Below are 19,852 nucleotides of genomic sequence, written 5' to 3' on the forward strand. Positions count from 1 at the left end.
GCGTTAAACGGCCTTCGCCAGCACAGCGTTGCCCGCTTCTCGAAGAATGCCCGCGAGTTGCCGCGCCCTGACCCTCCCTGTGTGGCTATCCAGCACCCGCTCGCGCGCCGCCCGCCCTATCGCGTCGCGCTCAGCTTCGGCCATGCCGGTGAGAATGGAGACAACCTGATCGCTTTCATCCGCAAGCAGGATGGATTCGCCGTCCCTGAATATCTCCTCAATCCCCCGCCAGCGGTCGCTGATGATCGGTGCCGCGCATGCTCCCGCTTCGAACACTCTCACACTGGGGGACCATCCGGCAGCCACCATATCGGCGCGAGTGACATTCAACGTGAAGCGCTGCCGGCTGTAGAACGAGGCATGCGCCTCGGGCGGCAGATGCGTAATGAGCTCGACATTCTCCGGCCAGGCTATATCGGAAGGATACTGCGCCCCCGCCACCACGAAGCGCTTCTCCGGCAGCCTTCTTGCAGGTTCGATCAGCAACCGCTCCAAAACGGGCTGGCGGTCGGGGCTGTAGGTGCCAAGATAACCCAGATCCCAGCGCGCATCCTCGCCGGTGGGCCCATAAGCATCTTCATCCACGGAGCAATAAAGCGCCTCTGCCCGGCGGGCGCCGAATTCGCTCTCCAGCCGGTCGAGAACGCCGCCGCCGGAAAAGGAAAAATAAATGTCGAAAAGCGGGACCTGCCTGAGCGTCAGGAACTCTTCCTTGCCTCGCTGTAAAGCTGCCAGTGTGACCGGCGTGTCGATGTCGTAAAAACAAAGTAGGCGCGGCTGCATTGCCGCCACCCGGTTGATGACGGCGGCACCATCCGGCACGTAGGAGCCAATGACGACCGCATCTGCGTTCCTGAGCGCTGGAATATAACGGTCGAGATCCGAAACCGCATTGTAATAGGCGAGCCGGCAGAAGTCAGGGTTAGGCAGGTCGCGGCTTTCGGCGTACCAGGGCACGTCCCGCTCCAGGAAGAGCACCTTGTGACCTTCAGAATGAAGTCCGCGCAGCAAAGCGCGGTAGGTCGTCGCGTGACCGTTTCCCCAGGAGGAGGAAAGCGTCAGACCCAGTATGACAATGGACAGCGGCCGGCTCATTCCGCCGCCTCCACACGTCGTGAGCGGAAGAAGTTGGTGATGATGCGATCCACTTCGGCTGCCCGATGTGCATAGGTGTGGTCGCGCAATATTCGCGCCCGCGCGCGTTCTCCTATCGTTCGCGCCGATTCTGGATCGAGGCCCGTCAGGATTTCCGCCACTTCCTGGCCGTCGCGTGCGACGAGCACCTCCTCCCCTTCCTTCAGGAAAAAATCGATGCCCACCCAGGCGTCCGTTATGAGGCAGGCGCCCGCCCCCGCCGCTTCGAACACGCGGGTCGCCGGCGAAAACCCATTCTCCGCCATGCTGGCGCGGCTGATGTTGAGCACCGCCTTCGGCGTGACGTTGAACGCATTGTGGTCGCGGGTCGGGACATGTCCGATATACCGCACATTCGGACTCATTGGTTTGTCGTCCCAGCCCGACCCCCCGAGCAGGAACGTCTGCTTCGGCGACATAGCCGCTGCCCTGAAGAAGAAATCGTCTACGCGCGCTTCACGGTCCGGCAGCCTGTTACCAAGAAAACCGAGATCGCAGGTAAAGCGGCCTTCCGGCGCGACCGGATGGTGAGTTTCGGGATCGAGCGCATTGTAGATCGGTATGCACTCGCGCGCGCCGAAGGCGCGATAGCCGTAAACGACCGGCTCTCCGCCGCCATAGGTGAGTACCAGGTCTACCTTGCTCAGCTGACGGTGCAACGGATGGCCGGCATTGCTCCTGAGCTCCGCCAGCGTAGCCGGCGCATCCACGTCCCAATAGATCTTGAGCGCATCTGGCCGTGCGGCGGCAAGCACATGATCCATCAGCATGTCGTCTTCGTAGCCGACGCCGCTTGCCTTCACGACCACATCGGCTTCACCAGCCTTTGCAGTGGCGCTTTTCAACGCCTCCTGCGTGCCGTCATAAACGACGACGCGGCACCAATCCGGAGGTGACATGTCCCGGTGCTGCTGGCGCTCATAGACATTGGGCTCGTAGAAAGTCACCTCGTAGCCGAGCTGGGCAAGATGGCGGATTAGGCCGCGATAATAGGTGGCCGCGCCGTTCCAGTAAGACGAAACGAGGCTCGATCCGTAAAATGCAATCTTCATTATTCTGCGGCCTCCATCCGTGCCAACTGCTTTCGAACCCTCAATGTGCCTTGATGCATGAGCGCATCGAAAAGCTCATTCACACGATGCGCGCAGCTATGCTTCTTGCGGATGGTCTCAAGCCCGGCCGCCGAAAGGCTGGCGGCAAGCTCCGGGTCCGAAAGGACACGGCGAAGCTCGGCCGCCATTTCCTCCCCGTCATTCGCGAAGAGGAAGTCTGTACCTGGCCGGAAGAGGCCTTCGGCGTCGTTCCACGGTGCTGAAATCAAAGGAATGCCGCAGGCCAGCGCCTCGAACACGCGAATAGTCGGGATCCCCGGTAGCGCGTGGACATAAGGCCTGCGCGGAATGTGAACGGTGACACGATGCCTTGCAAACGCCACCGGAACATCGTGATTGGCGATCCATCTGGCAAAGGAAAGGCCCGTTTCCGCCAGCGCGCCAAGCGCCTCGGGCGGATAGCGTACGCCATGAACCCTGCCCTTCAGGCCGAGCCTTGATGCCGGCTTGATCAGGAACTCACTGATTTCGGCGGTGCGCTCGTCATCTCCCCAATTGCCGATCCAGATCAGATCGCCATTTTTTTCCTCACCAGCGATCGGTCGGAAGAGGCGCGTATCGGCCGCCTCATGCCAGGTGACGACATTTTGTCCCCAGCCGGCTTTCAGATAGCGCTCTCGCAGCGTCTCGCCGAAGGCAAGCACAAGGTCATAATCCCTGAGCTGAAGCTCCGCGATCTGCGGCTCGGCGGAAACGGCGCGGTGGTGGGTATCGTGGAAGATGAGCGTGAACGTGCCGCCCCTTGCCCGCGCGCGCCCGATCTGTGCGACGAGAGCTGGTTCAGTCCATTCGTGCACGATCACCACATCGGCATCGTGTAGCATTTCCTCATGATCGAAGCCGTGGCCGTAAGCGAGCGAAACCAGTTCCGGGAAATCGCTTTGGAACCGTGCAAGCGCGGCTTCCCCCTGATCGCGAAGAAGATTGGTCCTGCTCCAGCCGTCTTCCGGCTCCAAGGCGAGCACCGTGTGTCCTTGCGCTGCGAGCTCGCGCATCACCCCGCGCAGGAAATGGGCGTTGCCGTGGTTCCAGTCGGAGATAAGCGAATGTGTGTAGAGCAGGATTTTCATCACGCGGCCATGGGTCGGTCGACGAGTTCTCGATAGAGCTCTGCCATGCGGCCAGCCTGGATATCCGGCGTGAAACGGCGCGAGCGTGCCAGCGCCCTGGCCGCAAGCTCGTTGCGAAGCCCCGAATCGGATGCCAGCCTGTTCACCGCATGCGCAAGAGCCCCCGCATCGTGCGGGTCGAAGAAAATGGCCGCACCGCCCCAGAGCTCCCGATAGGTCGGGATATCGGACAGAACAAGCGCCGCGCCGGCGCGCGCCCCCTCCAGCGCGGCAAGCCCGAAGGGCTCGTAAAGCGAAGGCGATGCGACGATGCCCGCCCGCTTGACCTCGCTCAGCACCTGCCGGTGCGGGATTTCGCCGGCACGCCGGGCATTCAAGAGCGATATTTCCTGCCCGTTCGGTCCCTTGGTGGACCCGGCCATCACCACCGGCCATAAGGTCCGGGCGGCTGCTTCGTCGAGAACGCGTCCGTTCTTACCCTCGTCCCACCAGCGGCCTGCCGCAAAGACGAGCGGCTGCTTCTCCCCGCCGTGAAGGAAGGCGCTGATCGAGTTGTGGATGACCGTCAGCTTGGGCTGCTCGCCATAGCACTCGCCGATGGCTTGTGCGTGGATGCCGCTCGGCGCCACCACCACATCCGCCCGCGCCATGCCTCTTGCATTCTGGCCTTTCATCCACTGCCATTCTTGCGGCAGCTTCTCGCCGCGCATCGTGTGCCACCACGTAACCACGCAGGAATGGGAGACGACCACCAGCGGCAGATCCGTTTCGATGCCCGCTGCCTGGGAAGGCAGGTTGAGGTGCAGGACATCGGCGCGCTCTTCTCGCGCGAGGTGAGCGAGTTTGGCGGGCAGGTGCTTCACCGCCGCTTCGTCGGGGGCGATCCAGTCCAGCGGCTCGTCCAGCCAGACGAGTTTGCCCAGCCGCTTCGCCTCGTCCGCCTGATGACTTGTAGGCTGCGGCCCGAGCCCGGCGAAGACCACATCGATTTTGTGGTTGAGCAGCCCCCGGGCGAGTTCCATGGCGTAGCGCCACACCCCGCCCACCGCGTCCACGGTCATAAGCACCCGGCGTTGATCGAGCGGGCGACCTTCCTGCGCCGGCACGCGGAACATGTTCATGCGCTCAGCCTTTCCTGGTGATGGGGTGGCTCCAGCCGGCGTGCTTTGCGCAGCCAATCGGCAAGATCCTTCAACCCTTCGCGCCAGCCAATGGTGGCGCTCCAGCCGAGTTCGCTCTGCAAACGGGTCGTGTCCGCGACGAAATAGTACTGGTCGCCCGCTCGCCAGTCTCCCCATCCGACTACGGGTTCCGTTCCCGTGATGCGGCGGATCTCCTGGAGCACAAGGCGAAGGCTCACCGCATTGCGCACGCCTCCGCCGAGATTGAATGTCCGGCCGCTTACGGCATCGATGTTGTCGAGCACGCGGCGGTATGCAGCGACCGCATCCGACACGTGGAGCACATCGCGCACCTGCTTGCCGTTTCCGTAGATTGAAATCGGCTGCCCTTGCAACGCGCGGATAAGGAAATGGGCCACCCAGCCCTGGTCCTCGGTGCCGAACTGATGCGGGCCATAGATGCAGCTCATGCGCAGCACGGCTGTCGGAATACCGAAGGACTTCGCATAATCGAGCACATACTGATCCGCCACCCCCTTGGAACAGCCATAGGGCGTGCAGAAATCAAGCCGCCGGTCTTCGCTTATGCCTCGCTCGCGGACCTCGGCCGAAGAAGGGACATACCTGTCCTCAAGCTCGACCATTTCGAGGTCGCCGAGCGCGCCATAGACCTTGTTCGTGCTGGCGAAGATGACCGGGATTTTGCGCCCTGAAGCGCGCACCGCCTCCAGAACGTTCAAGGTACCTTCTGCATTGACGGCGAAATCCCCGAGCGGATCGTCCAGGCTTGTCGTAACGGCCGTCTGCGCGGCGAGATGAAACACCGCCCGGGCTTTCGCGATCACGGGCCGGATTGCCTCAAGGTCTCGTATATCGGCGATGACAGGATGCACCCGCTCTCCGAATTCGGCTTTCAGCCAACTCAGGTTCTGGCTCACTCCGGGCCGGCTCAGATTGTCGAGCACCACGACGTCATGGCCGTCGCGCAGAAAGCTTTCAGCCAGATTGCAGCCGATAAAGCCGCTGCCACCGCTGATGACGACCGGCTCCCCCGCGCCGCTCCCTGACGGGTCCGGACCATTCGGATTCGTCCCGCTCATGAGACCAGCCCCCGCTCTTCCAATTGCCGGCGCATCTGTGCGGCGTTGTCGACGGCGCCCGTCTCCCGCACCCATTCAGCGAACTCCGCGACCGTGTCTTCGAGCCGATGCTGCGGCTCGAACCCGAGCAGGTCATGCGCCTTGGAAATATCGGCAAAACAGTGCCGGATATCGCCCGAACGCATCTTGTTCATGATCTCCGGCTTGATTTCCGCAAGTCCCATCGCATCGGCGAGGATCTCCGCCACCTGCTGGATTGTGTAAGCGTTCCCGCTGCCGACATTGATCACCTGGCCGGCAGCAGTCTTGCTCTCCAGCGCAAGGCGGAATGCCCGCGCCACGTCGCGGACATGCACGAAATCGCGCTTCTGCCGCCCATCTTCGAAAATCAAAGGCGGCTGGTTGTTGGCAAGGCGCGACGCGAAATTGGCAAGCACGCCCGTATAGGGGTTCGAAAGCGCCTGCCCCGGCCCAAAAACGTTGAAAAGCCTAAGTGCCACCGCTTCGACTGGATAGGCCTCGCCGAAGATCAGAACCGCCCTTTCCTGCGCGTATTTTGTAAGCGCATAGATCGAGGCAAGTTCGACAGGCTTCTCCTCATCCGTGGCAATCGGCCTGAGAGCCATGGCGCTGGCATCCACCGGATCCCATTGCCCGGCCGTCAGCCTGTCCTTGCGCCGGCGGGCACGATCGAAACGCCGGCCCTCGGCAGTCTGGTAAAGGCCTTCGCCATAGACGCTCATCGAAGAGGCGACGACAATGCGCTCGACCGGCCGCTCGATCAGCGCTTCCAGAAGCACCGCTGTCCCAAGATCGTTCACGCCAACATAGCGGGCGATCTCGTACATGGACTGGCCAACGCCGACCTCAGCCGCCAGATGCACCACGAAATCGGCGCCCTTCAGCGCCGCCTTCACGCAATCGGGGTCCCGGACGTCTCCTATGTGGTAGTCGACGCGTTCGTCTTTAGGCGGGGCCGCTTCTCCGTGAACTTGTTCAACCAGATTGTCGAGAACCGAAACCGAATATCCATTTTCCAGAAGTTCTTCAGTGACTTGGCGGCCGATAAAGCCGCAGCCCCCGGTAATAAGCGCTTTCTTGCTCACGGCTGCTCCTGCTGTGATGAAGAAGAGGGGTCGCGAGCTACAAACAACTAAATTGCGCTTTGGTTCCCCGTAGACGTGGTGAGCCGGCAAACCGACCGCTCAGGAACATTTGAAGGACGTCGGCGTTCGACCGCTATGGGCGGCGCAGCCACTTAGCCGCCACTTCGCAACACCAAGCTTGATGGGGACCGCGTGATGTCGCAGGCGAATACAACGACTGATCATGACACGATCCGCAATTGGGCCGAATCGCGCGGAGGACGCCCGGCACGGGTAAAAACCGGCGGGCCGGGCGGCATTCTTCGCATCGATTTCGGCGAACCTGAAGAAAGTCTGGAAGAGATCGACTGGGATGAGTTCTTCCGCATTTTCGACGAGCGGAAGCTGGCTTTTCTTTACCAGGAGGAAGCCGGAGGCGGTGGGACCAGCCGCTTCAACAAGTTTGTCGATCGATAAATGCAGCTTATCGGCTCTCCTGCTGCCGGCTGCGGGGAGGGTAAACCTCCCCGCTCCTTTACGGAGCATAAAATACTGTTTCTGCGGAAATACTTATCGGAATCCTTCTTCTTCTACTTGGGAACAACTTTGCAGCCTTCTGTGTTAGGTCCCCGAAATTCCGTCACAGGAGAACGGCATGCAGATGACCATGATAGGCGCCGGCTATGTCGGTTTGACAACCGGCACCTGCCTGGCGAACTTGGGCCATAATGTCCGCTGCTTTGATATTGATGCCGCACGAATCGGGCGGCTGCAGAATTTTGATATCCCGATCTATGAACCTGGGCTCCAGGAGGCCATGCGTAGCGCCGCGAAGGCAGGGCGCCTGTCTTTCTCCGACCAACTCCGGGAGAGCGTTGCCCAGGCGGATGCGGTTTTCATAGCGGTCGGCACGCCGTCCAAGCCGGATGGGGGAATAGATCTGTCGCATGTTTTGGCGGCGGCCCAGCAAATGGCGCCGCATCTGAAGCGTGGTTCCACCGTTATCATAAAATCCACGGTGGTGGTCGGCACCGCGCGCCGCGTGCGGGAGATCATTGCGCGTGAACGCGGAGCCTTCGACATCCGCGTTGCATCCAACCCCGAGTTCCTGCGGGAAGGTTCCGCCATGAGGGATTTCATGGAGCCTGATCGCATCGTTCTCGGTGCTGACGACACGCGCTCGCGCAACGCCCTGCGGGCGATTTATCGCTCTTTCGAAAGGGCTGGTGTCCCGATGGTGATCACCACGACCGGAAATGCGGAGCTGATCAAGTATTCGGCTAACGCCTTCCTGGCTCTCAAGATCGGCTTTATCAACGATGTTGCGGATCTCTGCGAGAAAACCGGCGGAGACATCGGCGATGTCGCGCGGGGCATAGGACTGGATCCCCGCATCGGCGAAAGCTTCCTTTTGCCCGGTCCTGGCTTCGGAGGCTCCTGCTTCCCGAAGGATACCCGGGCTTTCGCCGCCACGGGTCGGGAATTCGGAGCCCCCCAGAAGCTCGTTGAGACGCTCATCACCAGAAACGACCAGCGGAAGCTTCTGCTTGCCCGGCGTATCCTGAAGGAAGGGCGCTTTACTCCTGGAAGTGCGGTTACTGTCCTGGGCCTTTCCTTCAAGGCGAACACCGACGACGTACGCGAGGCAGCGGCGCTCACCATCATTCCCGCGCTTCAGGAAGCGGGGCTGCGCGTGATCGCGCATGACCCCAAGGCGATGGCAAATGCGAGAAAACGCCTGCGTGACGTCACTTGGGTAAACTGCCCCTACAGCGCCTGCAAAGAGACGTCCGCGGTTGTCGTTCTGACCGAATGGGACGAATATCGCCAACTGGATCTGGGCAGGATCGCGCGAACGCTCTCGGGAGACGCGCTGTTCGACTATCGAAACCTGTTCGAGCCGCGTTCTGTCATCCAGCATGGCCTGCGTTACTTTAGTCTCGGCCGGGCCGCATCGCTTCGCCAAAAAGCCGGTGTCTCCCCAATCGACACTTGGGACCGCCGTGTCGCTGCTCCAGGCCATGCCTGAACAGATGCCTGCGCCTTCAATGGTGGAGGGATCGCCCCTTCCTCGTCATTCGCCTTACTGGCGGAGCCTAAATGCCGTTTGAGCGTTTCCCTCTCCGCCGGTATTTTTTGCATTTGAACCAGGATGAGGATCTTCGCCAATGAACACCGCAAATTTGCAGATGGAGGGTGTGTTGATGGCCATGGCCGCGCTTTGCCGACTTTTACGGCAAAAAGGCCTAGCGGATGTGGCCGAGATCGAAGATGCGCTTGCGCTGGCGGAGAGAACGCTCGCAAATGACGAGAGGAGGCCTGAGCAGCTTTCGCGTGCCAATGTCGAGGCCGCGCTCTTCCCGATCCGCTTTTTGCGTGAGGCCAACCGGCAGGATGTGCCCGGCGCGGAGAGGGCCTACACCGATATCGCGACAGCGGTTGGCCGAACGCAGCGCTGATTAAACCTCCCCTTTTTGAAGGGTTTCTTTCGCCTTACGCTCGCGGCGCCCGCGGAACCTTGGAGAGCGCTCGGCGGTTTGGGCATGGATCTGGAAGTCCAGCATTCGGCACTATAGGCGTGCGTCCATGCGCGGCATGGAACCATTGCGACCTTCATCTTGTTGATCTGGCGCAACCTTCTGAAGAGCCCAGGCCACAGGAATGACCACAGCGCTTGCCCGCGAAAGCTCCATCATATCTCTTTCCACCCCAAAAACCATGAAGGCGGCGATCCTCACCGGTGCTGGAACAATCGCCATAAGGGACACTCCCGTGCCGGAGCCCGGCGAAGGCCAGATCCGCGTACGGCTGACGGGATGCGGCGTCTGCGCTTCCAACCTCGGGCCCTGGTCTGGGCCGGAATGGATGACATTTCCGACAGCTCCCGGTGCTCTGGGCCACGAGGGATGGGGTGAGGTCGATGCAGTAGGGCCCGGCGTGACTGGGCTCGAACCGGGCCAACCGGTCGCGACGCTCTTCCAAAACAGCTATGCGGAATATGACGTTGGCGAGGCGAGCCAGGCCGTGACCCTACCGCCCGAACTCGCGCATATGCCATTCCCCGGCGAACCGCTTGGCTGCGCTATGAACATCTTCCGCCGCGCCCAAATCCAACCGGGTCAGACTGTCGCCATAATCGGCATCGGTTTCCTGGGTTCGATCCTGACGCGGCTTGCAAGCCAGGCCGGCGCCGACGTGATCGCCATTTCACGGCGGGACTACGCACTGGCTATGGCGCTCCAGATGGGCGCGGCGCACACCATCCCGATGCATGATCACAACGCCATCATCGAGCAGGTTCGGGCGCTCACCGGCGGCAGGTTTTGCGAGCGGGTGGTCGAGGCCACCGGCAAAGCCTGGCCGCTCGACCTGGCTGGCGAGCTCACCGCGGAGGGCGGTCGGCTGGTCATCGCCGGCTATCATCAGGATGGGCCGAGGCAGATCAACATGCAGCTGTGGAACTGGCGCGGCTTCGACGTGGTCAACGCCCATGAGCGCGACCCCGCCATATATATCCGCGGCATGCGCGAGGCGGTGGATGCCGTAGTCTCCGGCAAGCTCGATCCAATGCCACTGATTACCGACATGTTTCCGCTCGCACGGCTGGACGATGCGCTCAACGCAACGCGCGACCGGCCGGATGGGTTTATGAAAGCAGTGGTGGGAATGACATGACGGCTATCGTCGATCATCCTCGCAAGAGCATATCGAAGAAGCTGCGGCTTGGCTTCCTCGGCGTGGGCTGGATCGGTCGTCATCGCATGAAGGCGCTGCTCGATTCGGGGGTCGCCGAAGCAGTTGCGGTGGCCGATCCATCCGAGGAATGCCTGGCGGAGGCTCGTAAAATCGCTCCCGCGGCAAAACCCGCCGGCGATCTCGATCGTCTGCTTGAGGAAGATATCGACGGCATCGTGATCGCAACACCGAGCGCAGACCATGCCGAACAGACACTCCAGGCGCTCGGCCGTGGCATTCCCGTTTTTTGCCAAAAACCGCTTGGCCGCAATCATCAGGAAGCGCGAGCCGTAGTCGACGCCGCAAGAGCTGCCGACCGGCTGCTCGGCCTCGACCTTTCCTATCGCTACACCCAGGCCATGCGGCGGATCCGACCCGTCATCGCCGATGGCGGCATTGGTCGCGTCCATGCGGTCGACCTCGTCTTCCACAATGCCTACGGTCCCGACAAGCCGTGGTTTTACGATCCGGCGCTGTCCGGCGGCGGCTGCGTGATCGATCTGGGGGTCCATCTGGTGGATCTGGCTCTCTGGACTCTTGGCTTTCCGCAGGTGGTTGATGTTTCGAGCCATCTTTTCGCCAAAGGGGAGTTGCTCTCGGCCGATCCTAAGGTGGTCGAAGATTTCGCCGTGGGCACCCTCACGCTGGAAACGGGCGCGGTCGTCCGCCTCGCCTGCTCCTGGCGGCTCAATGCCGGGCAGGATGCGGAGATTGCCGCCGCCTTCTACGGAACCGAAGGCGGGTCGGCATTGCGCAATGTGAACGGCTCATTCTACGATTTCGTTGCTGAGCGCTACCACGGCACCTCGCGTGAACAGCTCGCCCTCCCCCCGGACGACTGGGGCGGCCGCGCGGCGATCGATTGGGCCGTGCGCCTCTCGGCCGATCCCCGCTATGATCAGCAGGCCGAGCAGTTCGTAATGGTCGCAGAGGTGCTGGACCGCATCTATGGCCGGCAGTCGCTGCGCGTGGCGGCCGAATAGCGCCAGGAGGGAGAAGATCCATGTCCCAATTGCCGAACGAGGAGATCGAAGGGAGGCTCGTCGCCCAGCGCGAGGCGCTTGCCTTTGTGATCGCCCATATCGCTAGGATGGAGCAAAAAAACGAAGGCCGCGCGCGCGGCCTCCTCGAAGCGATGGAAGAGCACACGCTTTTTCAGGACCATCAGGAGGATCCCGGCGCCGTTCCATCCGGCGGTGCATTCGCCATCGAGGCAGCGGCGAAAAACGAATTCCGGCGCATCCTTTCCGACGCGCAGGGCCAACTGGCGGAGTTTTCCGACTGGCCGCCATCGGGTGCGTGACCGTCAGACTTCGTCGAAACGCCCGCCCTCCCGCGAATTGTTGCGGCGGAAGACCTCTTCTTCCTCGTCTTCGGGCAGGGCGTCGTCGCTTTCCATATACGGATTGTCCTGCCCTTCCCCATAATGCTCGTCGGTGTCGACGCGGCCGGAGCGGTCCAGGGGGACTGCCTTGCCGTCTTCGTTTCCGGCCGGGATGTCTTCTATCCCTCTCACAGCTTCCCAGTCGCCTTCCTCGCGCTTCGGGGCTTCGTCACGCACATCCTCGGGGACCTGCTTCCTGTTCTCCGCCATATCGGGGTCTCCCAGTCGCTTAAAGGCGCGCCGCGCCGTCGCCACCCGTTTGGCTATGCAATCCGCCGGGCCGCGAAATGCCGGTCAGCGCCTCTCCGGCAGGATCCTTGCCGTCGGTAAATGCGATATCGCCCAGCGAGAGAATGCCGACCAGACGCTTGTCGCGATTCACCACAGGCAACCGGCGAATCTGCTGGTCGGCCATATTGTGGGCGATGTCGTCGGTGTCCTCATCCTCGAAGCAGTATCTGATCTCACGGGTCATCACATCGCTGACAGGGCATTCGGGACCGAGCCCTTTCGCGACGGCGCGCACGGCGATGTCGCGATCGGTGATCATGCCGACCAGCCTGTCATTGTCGCCGACAGGCAGCGACCCGGCGTCGATTTCCGCCATTATGCGCGCCGCATCCTCGATAGTGTCGTCGGGGCTCGCCACGCGCACGTCACGCGTCATTACCTCGCTCACTCTCATCGTAACCTCTCATGTCCTGGCTGGTTCGTTCGGGACACGCACTTTTGCAGCACATCCCATCGAACCAACGGACGCCGCGGGACGGTGTTCCCCCGCAGTGACAAATTTTGAGAAGAACTCCAGCGCCTCAACCCAGTTCACGCACCATATTGGCTTCCTGTTCTAGGATCGCGGCAACCTCTTCACGGCTCAAATGCGTCAGCATCAGGCTCACGCAGCACTCGAGATAGGTGATGGAGGATCGCCGGAGAAACTCGTTCGTCTGCTCCTGCGACAAGCGGTCAATCTTTCGTTGCCGATTGGGCATTTCCTTGCTCTCCTGCGGGGCCAGCGCCGCCGGTTGTGTTGGATTTCCAATCGCCTTGAGGGGAGTTGGTTCCGCCGCGTCAGGAAAGAATTCCACCCTCTTTCAGCGGCCGGGAGCGCAGGAGGAGAGCACCGCCACGGCAAGGCCCGACCAGAGGATTCCGGCAAGCGAAAGCAGATTGAGAAAGAAGGATATCCTATCGTAAATCCGTGGCTCGGTGATCCCCTCGCTAATCCCGAGGAGCCGAGCGAAGGCGCGCTGGCAAAAGAGGATCAGCACCAGCGGGAGCGCGATCGCCACAGTAACGGCAGCAAGCGTGATCGTCGCCGCCAACGGCGAAGCGGCAAGCGCGCAGATCGCTGTATGCGCCGCATATACAAGGGTAAGATGCATGCCCCAGAGCAGAAGGCCGATGGTAAGATAGAAAAGCACGGGAAGGAGCTTTCCCCGTTCCGGCCTCCGCATTTCGTCGAGCCTGGTCATTGCTTCACCCCGCCAGCCTTGGAAAGCCGTGCACGAGCACGAGGCCGAAAAGCATTTGCGCCGCCGCGTAGTAATAGAGCAGTGCCGCGTTCTCGTAGGTCACGCGGCGTTCGCGGTCGAGCCGGCCCGTGAGATAACGCGCAATGGCGAAGGCCGCGAGTATGAAACAGGCAAATACAAGCTGGAAGTTGAGCACGCTCGCCATATAGACCATGGCGCCGTAAGAATTCTCCGCAGGTCGCAAGCCGGTCGACAAATGTCCCCAAAGCTCGGCCAGAAAGGCAGCGACGAGGCACCCGGCCGCAAGCGCGATAAGCGGCGGAACGGCAGGCTCCCTCCGGCCGGGTATCGGCAGCATCGGGCGAGTAAGCGCCATCGCTATTGTTCCTGCGATGACCAGGAAGGCGGTCCCGATCGGCCAGCCGGCCCCTGGCAGGTCAGGCGATCCTCGCGGGGCCCACACCTCCGGTGAGACGATCCAGAGGTAGAGGTAGGAGAAGACATAGGCGATGTAGAGCGAGGAGGCGACGAGCATGAGCACTACCATCGCCCACCACGCATGCGATTTGGGTCCCGCCATATAGGTGGGCAGCTTTATGCCCGCGCCGATATCGACCTCGCCCTTGCCCGGTCCATGATCGAGCTTCCAGCCCCAGAAGATGCAGGCACCGATGGAGATCACGGCGCAGACAAGAGCAATCGCCACGGCCTTGATGGTCAGAAGCAGGAAGGCTGCCGCCATGAATACCGCCGCGACCAGTTGCGACCAGCCGGGCCCGGGCATCCGGATGATGTATTGCGGCCGGGCATCCACTGGGCTGGTGACGATCGTCTCACGCCCGCCGGTCGGCGCGCCGGGCAGGAAGTGCCGCCCCTCCTCCACCTCGCGGGCAAGGTTCGGTTGATCCCACAGCGGATCGCGGCTCGTCACGAAGGGAATGCTGCGTGTCGAATAGGCGCCTGTCGGCAGCCATTCCAAAGTCCCCGCCTTCCAGGGATCGTCCACGCTTTTGTCGATGGTCGGCCGGAAGCGCAGGAAGAGGTCGATCACGAAAAGGGCGACGCCCGCCGCAAGAATATAGGAGCCCACCGTCGAGACCATGTTGAGTGCGTTCCAGCCGAGCCCGTCCGGATAGGTCCGTACCCGGCGCGGCATGCCGAGAAGCCCGGCCATGTGCATCGGGAAGAAGGTCACGTTGAAGCCGATGAACATCAGCCAGAACACCCATCGCCCGAGCCGCTCGGAGAGCATGTTCCGGCTGAAGGCGGGTATCCAATAATAGAAGGTGGCGAAGAGCGGGAAGACCATCCCGCCGATCAGCACATAGTGAAAGTGGGCAACGACGAAATAGGTGTCGTGCACCTGAAAGTCGATCGGCACCAGCGCAACCATGACGCCCGTCACCCCGCCCACCGTGAAGATGAAGAGAAAACCGAGTACGAAGAGCGACGGCGTCGTAATGCGGAACCGCTCCTTGCTGGAAGCGATGGTGGCGATCCAGGAAAAGACCTGGATTCCCGATGGAATCGCCACCGCCATACTGGCGGCTGAAAAGAAGCCGAGGCTGAGCGAGGGGATGCCCGTCGTGAACATATGGTGCACCCATAGGCCGAAGGAGAAGAACCCGGTTCCGATGAGCGCGACGACTATGAGACGGTAGCCCACCAGCGGGTGCCTCGCCATGGTGGGCACGATCATGGAGACCAAGCCCGCCGCGGGCAGGAAGATGATGTAGACTTCCGGATGGCCGAAAAACCAGAAGAGGTGCTGCCAAAGCAGCGGATCGCCGCCCCTCTCCGCGGTAAAAAACGGCCAGCCGAAGGAGCGCTCGATCTCCAGCAGCATCGTGGCGAGGATCACGGCCGGAAACGCTATCATGATCATCGCCGCGAAGATCAGCATCGCCCAGGCGAAGATCGGCATGCGCGTGAGAGACATGCCCGGCGGGCGCGTCCTGAGTGTGCCGACGATGATCTCGATTGCGCCTGCAATGGCCGAGATCTCGATGAAGCCGATGCCCAGCAGCCAGAAATCCGCGTTGTCGCCGGGCGAATATTCCTTCAGCGTCAGCGGCGGATACATGAACCAGCCGCCCTTCGGCGCCAGATCGTAAAAGACAGTGGAGAAGAAGACGAGCCCGCCGACGATATAGGCCCAGATGGCGAAGGCGGAAAGCCGAGGAAAGGGAAGGTCGCGCGCCGCCAGCATCTGCGGCAGCAGCATCACCCCCAGCGCCTCCACCACCGGCACGGCGAAGAGGAACATCATCGTCGTGCCATGCACGGTGAAGATCTGGTTGTAAAAATCCTGCCCTACAAGGTCATTTTCCGGCACCGCGAGCTGTGTGCGCATGATCAGGCCGAGAATGCCGGCGAGGATGAAGAACAGGAATGCGGCGCCCACATAGAGTATGCCGATCACCTGATTGTTGACCGCGGAGATAAGCCGGAAACCGCCGGGGATCTTCCAGGCGCGTTCGAGTTCCTGGAGTTCGCCAGGCGGGCGCGGGAGTTTGTTCGGAAGCTCCTTGAACTTGGCCATCAACTACTCCAGGCTGTCCAGATAGGCGGCGAGTGCCGTAAGCTCCTCTTCCCCGAACTGGCGGAAGGGCGGCATCTTGTTCTCAGGCTTGATGTGCTGGTTCTCGACGATCCAGCGCGCGAACGCGTCTACGTCATTGGGCATCATCCCTGCCGCGAGCGACATGCGGCTGCCCACATGGGTAAGATCGGGACCGATGCGCCCGCGCGCCTCGGTGCCGCGCACCTGATGGCAGCCGCCGCACCCGTTTTCGAGAAAAACTTGGCGCCCGCGCGCCTCGCCTTCCGTCAAGGGCTCCGGCGCCGGCCCCGCTTCGCGCGCAAGCCAGGCGTCGTATTCGTCGGGTGCCATCGCAACAACGTAGAAGGCCATCAGCGCATGGGCCCCGCCACAATATTCCGCGCATTGCCCACGGCTGATGCCAGGCGCGGTCGCCTCCACCACCACCTCGTTGGTTCGTCCGGGGATCATGTCGAGTTTTCCGGCGATCTGCGGCGCCCAGAAGCTATGGATCACATTGTCGGATTCCAGCCGCAGGCGGACGGGCCGGCCCGCCGGCAGGCGCAACTCATTGGCGCTTACGATTTCCTCTCCATCAGGCCCCTGATAGACGACTTCCCACCACCAGAGCTTTCCAATGATGGTCACCGTGGCCTCGCCTTCCCGCGCGCTTCGCACGGCACCGGCCTGCATGACGAACAGCCCATAGATGAACAGGCCGGTGAGCACCACGATCGGCAGCACGACGCCGCCGCCGATAATCACGCGGTCGCCGCCGAGCCACGACCGCCAGCGCAGCGGCCCGTAAAGCGCGAGCGCCATCAGGACAACCACCATCAGAGTCACGGCGACGCTCACCCCGGTGGCGGTCCAGAAGAGCGGGTCGATCCTGAGCGCCTCCACGCCGCTCGGTGAAAGCGCCGACTGCACGCCCGAGCAACCCGAAAGCGCCGAGGCAATTGACAGAAGAACCACCCGCCCCGCGCCGCGCCTCATTGCCGCGCCTCCGGCCCGGCTGAAGCTTCACCCCCTGTTCCCCCTGCGCGCGAGGCGAAATAGGCCGCAAGATCCCGAATCTGCTGCTCGCTCAGCCGCTCCGCGATCGGCATCATGATTTCACTGTAGACGGAGCCTTTGCGGACCCCGCTCCGAAACAGCGAGAGCTGCGTGGAAATGTACTCGGCTGACAACCCGTCCAGGCGGGGGAACTGGCCGGACGTATTCGCGCCATGGCAGGAGAGGCACGCAGGAATGTCATCTGCCCGCGCACCGTTGCGTGCGATCTCCGCGCCCCGTGCGGCCGCTTCCATGTCCACGCCGGCAGCCGATGGAAGAACGCGCTCCTCCGCATAATGCCTTGCGAGCTGTTCAATTTCCTCGGGAGCAAGTGCCGCCGCGATCGGTTCCATCATGCCGCTTTCGCGCTCGCCGCTCGCATACTCTTCGAGCGCGCGCAGAAGATAAGGCGCTTTCTGCCCGGCAATCCCGGGCGCAAGATGATGCACCGGAGGATTGTTCTCGTCTCCGTGGCAGTTGGCGCACAGGGTTTCCGTGGCGTTCTGCCCGCCGAAAGTGAATTCCACCTCGCCTGTTCCGCTCCTCCTTCCCGCCAGTGCGGCATAGTCCTGCGCTCCGCTTTCCGGCAGCCGCTCCAGGAATGCCACCAGCGCCCAGATCTCGTCTTCGCGCTCAAGAGCAGGCCAGGATGGCATTCCGGTAAATTTGAGCCCGTGCTTCACGATCCAGAAGAGTTCCGCCGCGTCCCAATCCTCGGCGGCGTGCGTGAGCGGCGGCGGCGCCGGGTACATCTCGGCCGCTATCGGATTTTGCTCAGTGCCGGGCGATGCATGGCAGGGCGCGCATCCCAGATCGAAATGCCTTGCGCCAAGCGCCGCCAGCCGCTCGTCCGAAAGATCTGGGACGTCGACCCCCATGCTTCGAGTGGCCACCGACCGCGTGAGCGTGAGGCGGATAAGCATGTTGGTGATATCGAAATGCTGGCGGGATGCAGCGACATTATAGAGGCCCGAAAGGATAAAAACCCCGCCGAGCAAGCCCGCGCCGGCCAGGGCGAGGACAGCGCCCAGGCCAACCGCTCTCCACCAGCCGCGGTCAAGTCGGCGCATAATCATCCGTTCCCGTCGGGCTGATAGGAGGGTGTGCGAGCCTCGATCTCCTTCAGCCACCGCGCCGAGATCATGATTCCCGCCAGCACATAGACGAGCGGGCAGGCGATCAGCATCATAAGGCCGGCAAGCTGCTGGTCAGGCACAAGAGCGGCAGGATCGATCCTGCCGCCAAGGCACAGCTCCGCCGCGGCGATATACAGCGAGCGAGGCGCGAAGGTGAGCAGGACCCCGAGCAGGCAGAAAAGCTTGCCGGTAAATAGCAATGCGCCGAGCGCCTGCCAGCGCGCGGCCTCCGCCTCGTTGAGGATCACGCGCCAGAACCAGAGCGCGGCGGCAAACAGCGAAAGATGCATGATCATTTCGCCGCCCGGCGCCGCATAGGCGAAGGCCATGGCAGACGGCAGATGCCAGAACCAGAGAAGCGCGATTTGCAATAGAGCCGCCAGCCCGATCCACCGCGCTTCCCTAGGCTGCGCCGTGTCGCCCCTGAAGAACCGCAACGCCATGGCCGCGATTGGCGCTGCGATGTTCATCGCCACTATGTGTATAGCCATGTGTTGGGCAAGGAATCCGCCGGTCTCCAACATGACTGGATGAACGGACCAGGGCTGAACTTGTTCCCGGGCCGGTTTTAACGCCCGCAGCCCCTAATCCTTACAGCAATTTAATTATGTAATTGGTGAAACTAGGCTAAATCTTGCCCTACGTAACATCTACAAAGTTGGCACCGCTGCAGGAGGAGAGCACGGGGTCGATTCGGTCGCCTTGGCGGCCAAACCCGGAGAATGGAATGTCTTGGTGGAAGCAGGCCCTCTTATGTCTCTTCATCCTCGCGGCTGCGGCGGTGGTCTGGTACCATTTTTTCCCCGGAGCCCGGCAGATGGTCGCCGATGTTGGCCTCGTGCAGGCGCCGGCCGAGGCAGCGCCTTCCCCTGAAGGCAGGGCCGGATCTGGCAGGCAGGGCGGGCCCGGTGGGCCGGGTGGACGCGGTCAGGCAGCGATCGTTTCCGCTCCCGTCATGAGCGCCACCATCAATGACCGGCTGACTGCAATTGGCAACGGTAAAGCGTTGCATACCGTGGGCGTGCGCCCGTTCACGTCTGGCCGCCTGACAGAGATCCTCGCTGAACCGGGCGCTGTCGTCGAGGCAGGCGACGTGATCGCGCGCATGGATTCCGAAGCCGAGAGCATCGCCGTCGATCGCGCGCAGATCGCTCTGGACGATGCCCGTGCCTCCCTAGAACGCATGACGGCGCTGCGGTCATCCAATACCGCGACGGCCGTGCAGCAGACCGAGGCAGAACTTGCCGTGCGCAACGCGGAGCTGGCACTGCGCGAGGCGAAGCTTGCGCTTGAGCGTCGCGACATTGTCGCGCCCATCGGCGGCATCGTCGGCATTCTTCCCGTTTCTCCCGGCGATTACGTCACATCCTCCGACCAGATCGCCGCGATCGACGATCGATCCGAGATCCTGGTGGACTTTTGGGTGCCTGAGCGCTTCGCCAGGATGATTGAGGTCGGTGCGCCGCTTTTAGCCGAATCGGTCGCCCGGCCGAACGAGAAATACCAGGGCCAGGTCAGCGCCATTGACAATCAGGTGGATACGGCCAGCCGCACGCTTCATGTCCAGGGGCGCATATCCAATCCCGCCGATACGCTGCGTTCCGGCATGGCCTTTCGCGTTACCATGCAATTTCCGGGTGAAAGCTTTCCTGCGGTCAATCCGCTGGCGGTCCAATGGAGTACGGAAGGCCCCTATGTCTGGGCGGTGCGCGATGGCATGGCGCAGCGCCTGCCGGTGCGCGTTATCCAGCGCAATTCCGACAGCGTTCTGGTGGACGGCGATTTTGCCGATGGCGACCTGGTGGTGGTCGAAGGCGTGCACGCGGTGCGTGAGGGGCAGCCCATAGCAGTGGCGGGCGGCGAAGGCCGCGGCCGTCCTGCGCGCGGTTCCTGAGCCTGGGG

General features: G+C 62.3%; 20 protein-coding genes and 1 pseudogene. 7 read left to right on the plus strand and 14 right to left on the minus strand.

Annotated elements, in window-relative coordinates; genetic code table 11:
- Nucleotides 1-3: 3 nt before the first annotated feature.
- From GNP00_RS09605 to GNP00_RS09630, 6 genes and pseudogenes are all read right to left on the minus strand, one after another.
- On the minus strand, nucleotides 4-1,095 hold the full coding sequence (locus GNP00_RS09605; protein ID WP_011582092.1) for a CgeB family protein: 1,092 nt from the start codon (nucleotides 1,093-1,095) through the stop codon (nucleotides 4-6).
- Nucleotides 1,092-2,186: a CgeB family protein gene (locus GNP00_RS09610; RefSeq protein ID WP_011582093.1), complete on the minus strand. Its 1,095-nt coding sequence runs from the start codon at nucleotides 2,184-2,186 to the stop codon at nucleotides 1,092-1,094. Before GNP00_RS09610 ends, GNP00_RS09605 begins: the two co-directional genes overlap by 4 nt.
- Nucleotides 2,186-3,316, minus strand: coding sequence for a CgeB family protein (locus GNP00_RS09615; protein ID WP_011582094.1), 1,131 nt, complete (start codon nucleotides 3,314-3,316; stop codon nucleotides 2,186-2,188). The genes GNP00_RS09610 and GNP00_RS09615 overlap by 1 nt, the downstream gene beginning before the upstream one ends.
- Nucleotides 3,316-4,431, minus strand: a complete 1,116-nt coding sequence (locus GNP00_RS09620) for a glycosyltransferase family 4 protein (protein WP_011582095.1) — start codon at nucleotides 4,429-4,431, stop codon at nucleotides 3,316-3,318. Before GNP00_RS09620 ends, GNP00_RS09615 begins: the two co-directional genes overlap by 1 nt.
- 2 nt (nucleotides 4,432-4,433) lie before the next feature.
- A pseudogene (locus GNP00_RS09625) lies at nucleotides 4,434-5,498 on the minus strand (NAD-dependent epimerase/dehydratase family protein); the annotation flags it as partial.
- 35 nt (nucleotides 5,499-5,533) lie between these two features.
- Nucleotides 5,534-6,643, minus strand: a complete 1,110-nt coding sequence (locus GNP00_RS09630; protein WP_011582097.1) for an SDR family NAD(P)-dependent oxidoreductase — start codon at nucleotides 6,641-6,643, stop codon at nucleotides 5,534-5,536.
- A 195-nt stretch (nucleotides 6,644-6,838) separates the two neighbouring features.
- Here GNP00_RS09630 and GNP00_RS09635 point away from each other — a divergent pair, with 195 nt between their 5' ends.
- The 6 genes from GNP00_RS09635 (at nucleotide 6,839) to GNP00_RS09660 (ending at nucleotide 11,660) form a co-directional block, all read left to right on the plus strand.
- Nucleotides 6,839-7,099, plus strand: coding sequence for a hypothetical protein (locus GNP00_RS09635; RefSeq protein WP_011582098.1), 261 nt, complete (start codon nucleotides 6,839-6,841; stop codon nucleotides 7,097-7,099).
- Nucleotides 7,100-7,277: 178 nt separating this feature from the next.
- Entirely contained in the window at nucleotides 7,278-8,651 is a 1,374-nt protein-coding gene (locus GNP00_RS09640) for a UDP-glucose dehydrogenase family protein (RefSeq protein WP_011582099.1), read from the plus strand.
- 139 nt (nucleotides 8,652-8,790) lie between these two features.
- Entirely contained in the window at nucleotides 8,791-9,081 is a 291-nt protein-coding gene (locus tag GNP00_RS09645; RefSeq protein WP_041544795.1) for a hypothetical protein, read from the plus strand.
- A 202-nt stretch (nucleotides 9,082-9,283) separates the two neighbouring features.
- Nucleotides 9,284-10,297, plus strand: coding sequence for an MDR/zinc-dependent alcohol dehydrogenase-like family protein (locus GNP00_RS09650; protein ID WP_011582101.1), 1,014 nt, complete (start codon nucleotides 9,284-9,286; stop codon nucleotides 10,295-10,297).
- The gene (locus GNP00_RS09655) at nucleotides 10,294-11,340 is read left to right on the plus strand and encodes a Gfo/Idh/MocA family protein (protein WP_011582102.1); all 1,047 of its coding nucleotides are present in this window, start codon (nucleotides 10,294-10,296) and stop codon (nucleotides 11,338-11,340) included. The genes GNP00_RS09650 and GNP00_RS09655 overlap by 4 nt, the downstream gene beginning before the upstream one ends.
- 20 nt (nucleotides 11,341-11,360) lie before the next feature.
- On the plus strand, nucleotides 11,361-11,660 hold the full coding sequence (locus GNP00_RS09660; protein ID WP_011582103.1) for a hypothetical protein: 300 nt from the start codon (nucleotides 11,361-11,363) through the stop codon (nucleotides 11,658-11,660).
- A 3-nt stretch (nucleotides 11,661-11,663) separates the two neighbouring features.
- Here GNP00_RS09660 and GNP00_RS09665 read toward each other — a convergent pair whose 3' ends face one another.
- From GNP00_RS09665 to GNP00_RS09700, 8 genes are all read right to left on the minus strand, one after another.
- Nucleotides 11,664-11,951, minus strand: a complete 288-nt coding sequence (locus tag GNP00_RS09665; protein WP_011582104.1) for a hypothetical protein — start codon at nucleotides 11,949-11,951, stop codon at nucleotides 11,664-11,666.
- A gap of 19 nt (nucleotides 11,952-11,970) precedes the next feature.
- The gene (locus GNP00_RS09670; RefSeq protein ID WP_011582105.1) at nucleotides 11,971-12,426 is read right to left on the minus strand and encodes a CBS domain-containing protein; all 456 of its coding nucleotides are present in this window, start codon (nucleotides 12,424-12,426) and stop codon (nucleotides 11,971-11,973) included.
- Nucleotides 12,427-12,553: 127 nt separating this feature from the next.
- A complete protein-coding gene (locus tag GNP00_RS09675) occupies nucleotides 12,554-12,733 on the minus strand; it encodes a hypothetical protein (protein WP_041545554.1) in 180 nt (59 codons plus the stop codon).
- A gap of 102 nt (nucleotides 12,734-12,835) precedes the next feature.
- Nucleotides 12,836-13,216, minus strand: coding sequence for a hypothetical protein (locus GNP00_RS09680; protein ID WP_011582107.1), 381 nt, complete (start codon nucleotides 13,214-13,216; stop codon nucleotides 12,836-12,838).
- A gap of 4 nt (nucleotides 13,217-13,220) precedes the next feature.
- Nucleotides 13,221-15,758, minus strand: coding sequence for a cytochrome c oxidase subunit I (gene ctaD, locus GNP00_RS09685; RefSeq protein ID WP_011582108.1), 2,538 nt, complete (start codon nucleotides 15,756-15,758; stop codon nucleotides 13,221-13,223).
- A gap of 3 nt (nucleotides 15,759-15,761) precedes the next feature.
- A complete protein-coding gene (locus GNP00_RS09690) occupies nucleotides 15,762-16,754 on the minus strand; it encodes a cytochrome c oxidase subunit II (protein ID WP_166015961.1) in 993 nt (330 codons plus the stop codon).
- Nucleotides 16,751-17,884 carry a c-type cytochrome gene (locus GNP00_RS09695; RefSeq protein WP_049764799.1) on the minus strand — a complete coding sequence of 378 codons (1,134 nt, stop codon included), beginning with the start codon at nucleotides 17,882-17,884 and terminating at the stop codon, nucleotides 16,751-16,753. Before GNP00_RS09695 ends, GNP00_RS09690 begins: the two co-directional genes overlap by 4 nt.
- A 2-nt stretch (nucleotides 17,885-17,886) precedes the next feature.
- On the minus strand, nucleotides 17,887-18,441 hold the full coding sequence (locus tag GNP00_RS09700) for a cytochrome c oxidase assembly protein (protein ID WP_246259269.1): 555 nt from the start codon (nucleotides 18,439-18,441) through the stop codon (nucleotides 17,887-17,889).
- Nucleotides 18,442-18,677: 236 nt separating this feature from the next.
- Between GNP00_RS09700 and GNP00_RS09705 the strand changes: the two genes are divergently transcribed.
- Complete coding sequence (locus tag GNP00_RS09705) at nucleotides 18,678-19,844, plus strand: efflux RND transporter periplasmic adaptor subunit (protein WP_011582112.1); 1,167 nt, start codon at nucleotides 18,678-18,680, stop codon at nucleotides 19,842-19,844.
- Nucleotides 19,845-19,852 lie beyond the last annotated feature (8 nt).

Origin of the sequence: Chelativorans multitrophicus, from assembly GCF_011317445.1 — a bacterium.
In the GTDB taxonomy this organism is placed as follows: Bacteria; Pseudomonadota; Alphaproteobacteria; order Rhizobiales; family Rhizobiaceae; genus Chelativorans; species Chelativorans multitrophicus.

What these genes read in the sequence shown, in the direction of transcription:
- GNP00_RS09605 (WP_011582092.1), bottom strand. Translation starts at nt 1,095, where the DNA reads ATGAGCCGGCCGCTGTCCATTGTCATACTGGGTCTGACGCTTTCCTCC.
- GNP00_RS09610 (WP_011582093.1), bottom strand. Translation starts at nt 2,186, where the DNA reads ATGAAGATTGCATTTTACGGATCGAGCCTCGTTTCGTCTTACTGGAAC.
- GNP00_RS09615 (WP_011582094.1), bottom strand. Translation starts at nt 3,316, where the DNA reads ATGAAAATCCTGCTCTACACACATTCGCTTATCTCCGACTGGAACCAC.
- GNP00_RS09620 (WP_011582095.1), bottom strand. Translation starts at nt 4,431, where the DNA reads ATGTTCCGCGTGCCGGCGCAGGAAGGTCGCCCGCTCGATCAACGCCGG.
- GNP00_RS09635 (WP_011582098.1), top strand. Translation starts at nt 6,839, where the DNA reads ATGTCGCAGGCGAATACAACGACTGATCATGACACGATCCGCAATTGG.
- GNP00_RS09640 (WP_011582099.1), top strand. Translation starts at nt 7,278, where the DNA reads ATGCAGATGACCATGATAGGCGCCGGCTATGTCGGTTTGACAACCGGC.
- GNP00_RS09645 (WP_041544795.1), top strand. Translation starts at nt 8,791, where the DNA reads ATGAACACCGCAAATTTGCAGATGGAGGGTGTGTTGATGGCCATGGCC.
- GNP00_RS09650 (WP_011582101.1), top strand. Translation starts at nt 9,284, where the DNA reads ATGACCACAGCGCTTGCCCGCGAAAGCTCCATCATATCTCTTTCCACC.
- GNP00_RS09655 (WP_011582102.1), top strand. Translation starts at nt 10,294, where the DNA reads ATGACGGCTATCGTCGATCATCCTCGCAAGAGCATATCGAAGAAGCTG.
- GNP00_RS09660 (WP_011582103.1), top strand. Translation starts at nt 11,361, where the DNA reads ATGTCCCAATTGCCGAACGAGGAGATCGAAGGGAGGCTCGTCGCCCAG.
- GNP00_RS09665 (WP_011582104.1), bottom strand. Translation starts at nt 11,951, where the DNA reads ATGGCGGAGAACAGGAAGCAGGTCCCCGAGGATGTGCGTGACGAAGCC.
- GNP00_RS09670 (WP_011582105.1), bottom strand. Translation starts at nt 12,426, where the DNA reads ATGAGAGTGAGCGAGGTAATGACGCGTGACGTGCGCGTGGCGAGCCCC.
- GNP00_RS09675 (WP_041545554.1), bottom strand. Translation starts at nt 12,733, where the DNA reads ATGCCCAATCGGCAACGAAAGATTGACCGCTTGTCGCAGGAGCAGACG.
- GNP00_RS09680 (WP_011582107.1), bottom strand. Translation starts at nt 13,216, where the DNA reads ATGACCAGGCTCGACGAAATGCGGAGGCCGGAACGGGGAAAGCTCCTT.
- ctaD (WP_011582108.1), bottom strand. Translation starts at nt 15,758, where the DNA reads ATGGCCAAGTTCAAGGAGCTTCCGAACAAACTCCCGCGCCCGCCTGGC.
- GNP00_RS09690 (WP_166015961.1), bottom strand. Translation starts at nt 16,754, where the DNA reads ATGAGGCGCGGCGCGGGGCGGGTGGTTCTTCTGTCAATTGCCTCGGCG.
- GNP00_RS09695 (WP_049764799.1), bottom strand. Translation starts at nt 17,884, where the DNA reads ATGCGCCGACTTGACCGCGGCTGGTGGAGAGCGGTTGGCCTGGGCGCT.
- GNP00_RS09700 (WP_246259269.1), bottom strand. Translation starts at nt 18,441, where the DNA reads ATGGCTATACACATAGTGGCGATGAACATCGCAGCGCCAATCGCGGCC.
- GNP00_RS09705 (WP_011582112.1), top strand. Translation starts at nt 18,678, where the DNA reads ATGTCTTGGTGGAAGCAGGCCCTCTTATGTCTCTTCATCCTCGCGGCT.